General features: G+C 58.6%; 4 protein-coding genes and 1 pseudogene. 3 read left to right on the top strand and 2 right to left on the bottom strand.

Annotated features, from left to right (window positions below):
• The first annotated feature begins 26 nt into the window (after positions 1-26).
• The 3 genes from QP909_RS11080 (at position 27) to QP909_RS11090 (ending at position 3,232) form a co-directional block, all read left to right on the top strand.
• Positions 27-1,268 carry an acid phosphatase gene (locus QP909_RS11080; RefSeq protein WP_284767259.1) on the top strand — a complete coding sequence of 414 codons (1,242 nt, stop codon included), beginning with the start codon at positions 27-29 and terminating at the stop codon, positions 1,266-1,268.
• An 86-nt stretch (positions 1,269-1,354) separates the two neighbouring features.
• Entirely contained in the window at positions 1,355-2,536 is a 1,182-nt protein-coding gene (gene wecB / locus QP909_RS11085) for a non-hydrolyzing UDP-N-acetylglucosamine 2-epimerase (protein ID WP_284767260.1), read from the top strand.
• A 39-nt stretch (positions 2,537-2,575) separates the two neighbouring features.
• Complete coding sequence (locus QP909_RS11090) at positions 2,576-3,232, top strand: DUF1707 SHOCT-like domain-containing protein (RefSeq protein WP_284767261.1); 657 nt, start codon at positions 2,576-2,578, stop codon at positions 3,230-3,232.
• Between the two features lie 17 nt (positions 3,233-3,249).
• Here QP909_RS11090 and QP909_RS11095 read toward each other — a convergent pair whose 3' ends face one another.
• Both QP909_RS11095 and QP909_RS11100 read right to left on the bottom strand, forming a co-directional pair.
• Positions 3,250-4,875: a histidine-type phosphatase gene (locus QP909_RS11095; RefSeq protein WP_284767262.1), complete on the bottom strand. Its 1,626-nt coding sequence runs from the start codon at positions 4,873-4,875 to the stop codon at positions 3,250-3,252.
• Positions 4,876-5,098: 223 nt separating this feature from the next.
• Positions 5,099-5,908 (bottom strand): annotated as a pseudogene (locus QP909_RS11100) (IS110 family RNA-guided transposase); the annotation flags it as partial.
• Between the last annotated feature and the right edge of the window lie 92 nt (positions 5,909-6,000).

Here is a 6,000-nt window from a genome sequence, read left to right on the forward strand (position 1 = left end):
GGAATAAACTTCGACTCGCAGCCCGCGTGTTCGCCCTATGTGCGGCTACTGGACTGACTATAACCCTCGCACCGGCGGCCGCCGCTCTTCCCGTCACCGTGCCCCAGCTGCGTGAGCCCGTCACCCAGCACACCACCGGCGCAGCTCCAGTCCAGCACCCCGGCGCCCCGGTTCCAGAGCCGTTTAGCACGGACTATATCGCGGGCTTTGAATCCGATGTCTCGTCTTATCAATTTGGCAACTACTGGCAGGTAGTCCAGCTCTTTGACCACATCAAGGCCCAGCCAGAAATCCGCCAGGAAAATATGGACAAGGCCGTAGCCATCAATAACGCCGCAGCCGGCGACCCCGCTCTGATCCGCCGCGCGCAGGCCGATGCCAAGGCCAGCTCGACCAGCGTGCTCAATGCCGTCTCTGATTCCATGGGCAAGAACCTAGGCGATGCCTTCCGCGCCGCCTTGGCCGAGCACCGCCTGCCCAAAACCGAATACCTGCTAGGCAATGGCTACGCCGCACGCGCAGGCGGGCTGGCCAATTCCACGATGTCTGAGAAGTACTACTTCAACTATCAGCGCCCGTACCAGCGCGCGCCGCAGGCGATTAAGCGCTACGACGATGGCTCCAAGGATCTCTATCCCACTTCGCCAGCTTTCCCTTCGGGCCATACCAATCAAGCAACGTGGATCACCACGCTGATGTCCTTCATGCTGCCCGAGGTAGGCCCACAGCTCATGCTGCGCGGCGCGGAAGCCGGCAACCACCGCGTAGTACTGGGCGTGCATTACCCGCTGGATGTCATCGGCGGGCGCATGACTGGCCAGGCCGCCGCGGCCGACCGCTTGAATGACAAGCGCATGCGCAACGCCCTCTGGCAAGCCTCGATGGAGGTGCGCAAAGAGATCAAGTGGCGCACCGGCAAAACGGTGGAAGAATTGGTGGCCCAGGATAGGGAAGAGGGTGCTGACTACCGCTCCACCCAGGATGCGGTCGCCGAATATTCGAAGTTCATGGACTATGACTTCGCCCCGCGCTACCGCACCGACGCCCCGATGGTCGTCCCACAGGCCGCCCCTGTGCTGCTTGCCGCATCCCATCCAGAGCTCAGCTGGGACCAACGCGCCGAGGTGCTACGCCAGACCGCACGCCCTGCCGGGAACCCGCTGGACTGGCAGGCAGAAGGCGGCTCGTGGCAGCGCCTCGACCTAGCCCGCGCCATGGCTGCCACGGTGACCATCACTCCAGACGGCGGCGTGAGCGTCAGCGGCTAACGATTCCAACAAACTTCGCGGGGGTACAACGCTCCCGCGCATGGTTCAATAAAGAAGTATCCCCATCAACCAAAAGGAAATGAGTAATGACTAAGCCCAAGGTAATGACCATCTACGGCACCCGCCCGGAGGCCATCAAGGTTGCCCCAGTTATCAAGGCGCTGGATAACGATGAGCGCTTTGACTCCATCCCGGTTTCCACCGGTCAGCACAAGGAAATGCTGGAGCAGGTCAATTCCATGTTCGGCATCACTCCCAAGCATGACCTGGGCCTGATGAAGCCGGGCCAGGGGCTCAATGAAATTGTCTCCCGCGCGATTGCGGGTCTGGATTCCATCATTGAGGAAGAACAGCCGGACGTCATTATCTCTCAGGGCGATACCTCTACCGCCATGGCCGCAGCACTCGCCGGCTTCCACCGCGGCGTAAAGATTGTGCACCTGGAGGCGGGCCTGCGTACCGGCGATATTCACTCGCCGTTCCCAGAAGAGGCTAACCGTAAGCTCATCGGCCAGGTAGCCGAGCTGCACTTGGCTCCTACCGCTGGATCGATGGAAAACCTGCGTCGCGAGAATGTGCGCTCCAAGGACATTGTGGTCACCGGCAACACAGTCATCGATGCCTTGTTGGAAGCAGCATCCTGGGACACCAAGTTCGAGGATCCCGCTCTGCAGGAGGCCGCAGATTCCGACAAGCGCCTCGTCGTTGTGACCACCCACCGTCGCGAAAACCTGGAAGCTATGAAGGAGATCGGCGGCGCAGTCAAGGATCTGGCTGAGGCCTACCCAGAGATTAACTTCGCCCTGCCTTTGCACCTGAATCCTAAGGTGCGCGAGGCGGTTCTCCCAGAGGTTGAGCACCTGCCGAATATCATCATTACCGATCCACTGCCGTACGACCAGTTCACCCAGCTGCAAAACCGCGCGACCATCATCCTTACTGATTCCGGCGGAGTCCAGGAGGAAGCTCCCGCGCTGGGCAAGCCGGTCCTAGTTATGCGCCAAAACACCGAGCGTCCCGAGGCCGTTGTTGCCGGCACCGTAAAGCTGGTGGGTACCAACCGTGAGCTCATCGTGGCCGAGGCTAAGCTTTTGCTTTCCGACGACGCCGCTTTCCAAGCCATGGCCAACGCCGTTAACCCCTACGGCGATGGCAAGGGCGCGCAACGCGCCGTAGCCGCCATCGCGGAGCTGACTGGAGTAGGCGAGCGCATGGAAGATTTCCTGCCAGAAGTCGATACCTCTAAAGCGGCCCAGACTAAGGAATAGCCTGCGCGAATAGTGGGTATAGCGGATATAATAACAGGCATGAAACCGCTGGATATCCGCTGTAATCACCAGGATCGTATGAAGGCCGCAGACATTCTAGGGGATGCACTGTCGGCTGGGCAGATTGACTTCGATGAATTCGAAAAGCGCTCGGCTGCCTGTGTAAACGCTACGACCCGAGGTGAGCTTATCGATCCCTTGGCTGACCTTGTAGAAGACCCAGAGGTACTTCTTTTTGGTGCTCAAAGTGAGGCTGCTGCCATTTATTCTGGCAATCAAGAATCCAATGCCATTGCCAAAGTAAAACAGGCAATGAAACAGATTCGGCCTTCGGCGAGCCAGTCGCAGTCCCTTGCCTTGGGGATCTTTGGTGGCTCCACGGTCAACGGTGGAGCAGTGGACCGTGAGCTTACCGCCATGGGCATCTTCGGCGGCATGGACATTAACCTAGCGGGTGTTGGCCTGCGCAATAGAACTACCACCATCAACGCCGTGGGTCTTTTCGGCGGCACCGATGTCTACATTCCAGAAGGCTTCCGCGTTCGCGTTGGCGGCTTCGGGCTTTTTGGCGGTCACGACCTCAAGGTAGAGACCGGTGCCATCCACCCGAATGACCTGCCGGTGGACGCACCCGAAATCATTGTGAATTGTTTCAGCCTATTCGGCGGCGTGGATGTGCACGTGACCAAGCGCTAGGCCGTTCCCGCACCGTTTTAGAACGGCAGCGGAATACCGAATTGCTTGGCCAGTGCTCGAATCTGCGGAATGTGAGCGCTCATCGCGCCCGCGGCTAGGGTGATAGCGCCGATAACCCCGGCGATGATGCCCCAGATTGAGGCGTTGGAGGACAAAGAACTGGAGTCTGAATCCTGCGGGTGCTTTGGCGCCTCGATGCGTGCCTTGGAGTGATCAGAGGTCGACCCCAGCGGCAGGCAGGCCTCCAGCTCGTCAATGGTATAGAATGTCGAGCCCTCAGCGATGGGCTCGCAACCGTCGTGGAAGGCTATCTCTTTCTCGTTGTAGAGCATGCGCACTAAGGTGTCTCCGCGCTCGTTCTGGAAGGCATCCCACTGGATGTTCGCGCCCATGGGAGAGACCTTGTCCCCACGCCAATCGGAGTTTTCCCAGGAATACAGCTCGTCAGCTGGCGTGCCCTTTTCAGAGCCGGGAAGCTTGAGGAGTGCGGCGAGCGGGATAATGGTCTCCGCGTGCCCGAAGCGGTACTCGGCCGCCACCTCGCCGCCTGCGGCACGGTCCTTGACTCCCTGTATCATGTGCTTCAACAGTGGCTCGTAGTTGTCGTATGCCACCGTCTGCCCCGCAATAGCCGGTCCCTTCTGGTAGTAGTCCTCTACGTCGAGTAGGTAAGCAAAGGTCGGCCCGCTGGCATCATCTATATACTGGTTAAAAATCCAGCCCTCGGCCGGCGTCTTGGCTTCGTGTGCCAAGGCTGGAGCGATGATGTAGAGGTTGTAGAACTGCAGGGCAGCATCCACGATGCCCTCTACCGTCTTCTCGTCGTTCTCGCGCCCTACAAAGTTGATTGAGCCATCCTCGAGGCCGGCGATGAAGTCTTCGGTGAAGATCTTGCTCAGTAGGCTGCGCGCCGCTTTCTGGGAGGCCGGCTTGGAATAGGCCTCATCCACCTTGGCCTCCAGAACATCCGAGTCCTTCCACTCGGAGTACTTCTTATAGGACGGCGCTTGCTTGTCCTTGTGGGCGTACATAAGGTCTGAGCGCGTCTCAATGTTGACGTGGCCGTCCTTCATGCCGTCTACAAGGTTGTCTGCGAGCATCGGTTCTTTTTCCAGCCACGCTTGGCCAAAGTTCCACCCAGAATCGTTGGCGCGGTCCTCCCCGGAGGAGATGTACTTAACCTTTAGACCTTCCTTGTCGATGCTGTTCAGCAGCGCGGCGTTGCGCTGGGCATTGCGCTTGCCGACGCCCTGCAGCTCCTCCCGGCCCACCACCGTCAAGTTGCCGTAGCCGGCCTCCTGACCGGTGCCTCCGGCCAGTTCTTTGTTCACAGTGATCATTGCCTCGACTTGAGGAATGAGCTTCTCACCCAATTCGGTGAGCTGATCGTGCTCCTGGGCGCGAGTTAACATCTGCTGCGCCAAGTCGTCGTACTTGAATCCGGACAGCCCGCGGGAGCCGTGACGGTCCACGGTAGACGTATAAATCTGGTGGAAGCCTTCCGGCGCTGAGGCGTAATCGGAGCCCTGCGGCTCATAATGCTGCTTGGTGGAGTAGTAGGTGGTGTCACCAGTCGCCAGTGCGGGCACTGGGGTTACGGCACAGGCAATGGCGGTAGCGACGGCGAGAGCACGAGTACGCATGAAAGGTCCTTCGTGAGAGACGGTGATAAGTGACCTAACCACGGTAGAAGAAGGACTTTGCGCGGAGGTTGCGAAACCGTGAACATTAGGAGGCTTAAGGGGGGGTGTCCCTATGTTTTTGTCAAGTGCCAGACCGATGTTGACGAGCACAGTCTTGGGAGTAGTTTCTTAGGCGTGCCTAGGAGCCGGCCAGCGTGTGCTGGTCGGCTTCGTCTTTGGGGCTTTATGCGGCGACGGGGCGTGGCGGGATTTCGCGGAAGAACTCCTTGTTTTTCAGCATCGCGTAGATGACATTGCATCGGCGTCGTGCCAGGCAGATGACTGCTGCGTTGTGGCGTTTTCCTTCAGCGCGTTTGCGTTCGTAATACCGCCGTGACGGTTCGTGGCTGCGGATAACTGCGAATGCGGAGTAGAACAAGGCGTTTTTCAGTCGTTTATTGCCTGACCGTGCCGGGAATTCACCTCTGATCGACGAACCGGATCGTCTAGTCACGGGTGCTATTCCAGCATAAGCAGCTAAGTGGCCAGCACTAGCGAAGTCGGAGCCATCACCGATCGCAAGAAGGATCTGCGCTGCGGTCTTGATGCCGACTCCGGGCATACTCATCAAGACCTCACAAAGAGGGAAATCAGCGAGCATCTCTTCAACCTGCTCAGCAATGGTGTTTCGTTGCTCTTTGAGGGCCTGGATGTTTGCAGCCAGTTGAGGAATTACTAACTCGGCGGCATCGCTTCCAGGCACGGTGACTGTTTGAGCTTTCAGCGCTGTAAAAATGTCGTCTACCAGCGGGGTGGGGTCTTTACGTGTGCGCTTGATCATCCAGTTCAACACTCGTTGGTATCCGGCTCTTTTTAGCCCCTGCGGTCCCTTGTAATGGATCAATAATTCCAGGATCGGCGTGCGAGTCAGGGTGCTACCAGCAAAAACTCGTTCCAGGCTGGGGTAGATCTGGGTGAGGACACTGCGAAGCCGATTGACAGTGCGAGTGCAATCGCGGGCGATGTCATCATCGAAGCCGGACAGCATCTTTAGGGCGGAGGGACCTGACCCCCGTTAGGTAGACACCTGATATCCAGCCCGGTTGGGTTGGGAAGAAAGGTAATCTACCACCATGCCTAGGTACT

Source organism: Corynebacterium sp. MSK195, assembly GCF_030228885.1.
Lineage (GTDB): Bacteria > Actinomycetota > Actinomycetes > Mycobacteriales > Mycobacteriaceae > Corynebacterium.